Annotated in this window: 2 protein-coding genes; both read left to right on the top strand. The window is 58.1% G+C overall.

Features of this window, described 5'->3' with window-relative positions; all coding sequences use genetic code 11:
- Positions 1-34: 34 nt before the first annotated feature.
- The gene (locus ADADOO_RS13160) at positions 35-1,945 is read left to right on the top strand and encodes a TonB-dependent receptor domain-containing protein (protein ID WP_511277959.1); all 1,911 of its coding nucleotides are present in this window, start codon (positions 35-37) and stop codon (positions 1,943-1,945) included.
- Position 1,946: 1 nt separating this feature from the next.
- On the top strand, positions 1,947-2,184 hold a 238-nt coding region (locus ADADOO_RS13155; protein WP_511277958.1), incomplete at its 3' end, for an iron chelate uptake ABC transporter family permease subunit.

Raw genomic sequence — 2,184 nt, 5'->3', positions numbered from 1 at the left:
GCATGCGGGGACGCCCGCCGGGAAAAGGAAAATCATGCATCCACGTTTGAACCCACTGGCCACGCTGCTGGCCTTGTCTTTTGCTCCCGCGGCTTTCGCGGTCGAGCAACTCGCCTACCTTGATTCAGTCGTCGTCACAGCAACTCGCCAAACTCAGCGAGCCAATGAAGCCATCACTGACGTAACGATCATCGACAAACAGGATATCGAAAACGCCGGACCAGCTACCACCCTTGCTGAATTGCTTGGTCGCAGCACAGGCATCGAGTTTGGTCGATCAGGCGGCCGTGGTGCCGATGAAAGTGTTTTCATTCGCGGCACCAATAGCGGCCATGCGCTGATCCTGCTGGATGGAATTCGCGTCAATTCGGCCACGACTGGCACCACGGCCATCCAGATGATTCCTCTGTCGCAGATCGAGCGTATAGAAGTGTTGCGTGGCCCGGCCTCGGCACTCTACGGATCCGATGCCATCGGTGGCGTCATCCAGATTTTCACCAAGGCCGGAAGCGATGCGCCGCGTCTGGCGATCCAGGCCGGCGCCGGTACAGCGTCGACCTATGAAACAAGCCTCGCCCACGCCAACCGGATTGGCAATTTTTCCTACGGTATCAAGGCCGGTCTGAGCGGCACCCAAGGCATCAATGGCATCGAATCGCCAAACTATCCAGGCTACAACCCGGACAAGGATGGCTATCGCAACAATAATCTGAATCTGAATGCCGGTTATCGCTTCAACGCGGATACTGAAATTGGAGCGGGTTTCTTCAATGCACAGACGGTCAGCCGCTACGACGCCTACCAATGGGATCCGAACATTTTTGCCACGGTTAATGCGAACCGAAATTACGAAATAAAGCACCGGACCGCTGGCACCTACGCCTTCGCCACCGTTGCGCCTGTTTCGATCTGGAAATCCACTGTCCGCATCGCTCAGGGAACCGACCGGACTGAAAGCCCGGAGTCGGTCATTGGCGATCCAATCAGCCTCTTCAAGACCACCCAGAATCAGTACACTTGGCAGAACGACATTGCGCTCCCGATTGGCAGCGTGCTGGCCGGTTTGGAACGGCTTGAGCAGGAAGTGGATTCGACCAAGGACTATTCAGTCAAATCGCGCAGCATAAATTCTGCAATACTGGGCTGGAATGCATCGATCAACGCCCACGCCATCCAGTTGAACGCACGCAGCGACGACAACTCCCAATTCGGACAACATCAGACCTGGCTGGCTGGCTATGGTTACCGTCTAACCCCGGCGTGGCGTGTGGCAGCGAGTTTCGGTACGGCATTCAAGGCGCCAACCATGAATGAACTGTATTTCCCGAACACACCAGGAGTCGGCTCCGGCAACACCAACTTGCTGCCGGAGGAGTCACGTAACGGCGAAATTTCCCTGCGCTACCAGCAAGGGCGCAATCAGGCCAGAATCACCTATTTTCATAACAAGATCCGTAACCTGATCGAATGGACTACCGATCCGAACACCTACTTCTCGACGCCAACGAATGTCGGACAAGCGCGGATCGAGGGCATCGAGCTATCCGCCGGCACCAGTGTCGGCAACTGGCTGCTCAATGCGAATGCCACCTTCCAGAACCCGAAGGACATGGACACCGGTGAGCAGCTTCGTCGCCGCGCCAAGGCATTTGGCAACCTTTCGGCAACCTATGTCGCAGGCGCCTTCAAGGGCGGCATCGAGTGGAAGATGGTGGGAACGCGTTACGACGATCCGCATTGGCTGACCCGGAAGAATCAGGTCCGCATGAGCAGTTACGCCTTGACCAATCTCTTTGGGGAATATGCGATGGCCAAGGACTGGAGCCTGTTTGCGCGTATCGACAACCTGTTCGACAAGGAGTACGAGGTCGCCCGTTCGACGAGCGTAATCTACGGAACTCCAGGCCTGTCAGCCTTCGCCGGCATCCGCTACACGCTTCACTAACGTGCCCACCCGTCACCGCGCCTTCCTGATACTCGCCAGCCTCGGCCTTCTGGCCGTGGCGAGTATCGGGCTGGCGTTGACGGTGGGTAGTTTCAAGGTTTCCTATGCCGAGGTGTTCGCCGCCCTGCTTGGTCAAGAGGGCGGGGCGGGCGATGTCGTGCTGCAGCTGCGCCTGCCGCGCGCCCTGGCCGGTTTTGCCTGCGGCGGGCTGCTCGCCCTGGCCGGGGCGCTGATGCAGG

This window comes from Azonexus sp. (assembly GCF_036170495.1).
GTDB lineage: Bacteria > Pseudomonadota > Gammaproteobacteria > Burkholderiales > Rhodocyclaceae > Azonexus.
The sequence above is the reverse complement of the archived record's forward strand: the minus strand, read 5'-3'. Positions and strand labels throughout refer to the sequence as shown.

What these genes read in the sequence shown, in the direction of transcription:
- ADADOO_RS13160 (WP_511277959.1), top strand. Translation starts at nt 35, where the DNA reads ATGCATCCACGTTTGAACCCACTGGCCACGCTGCTGGCCTTGTCTTTT.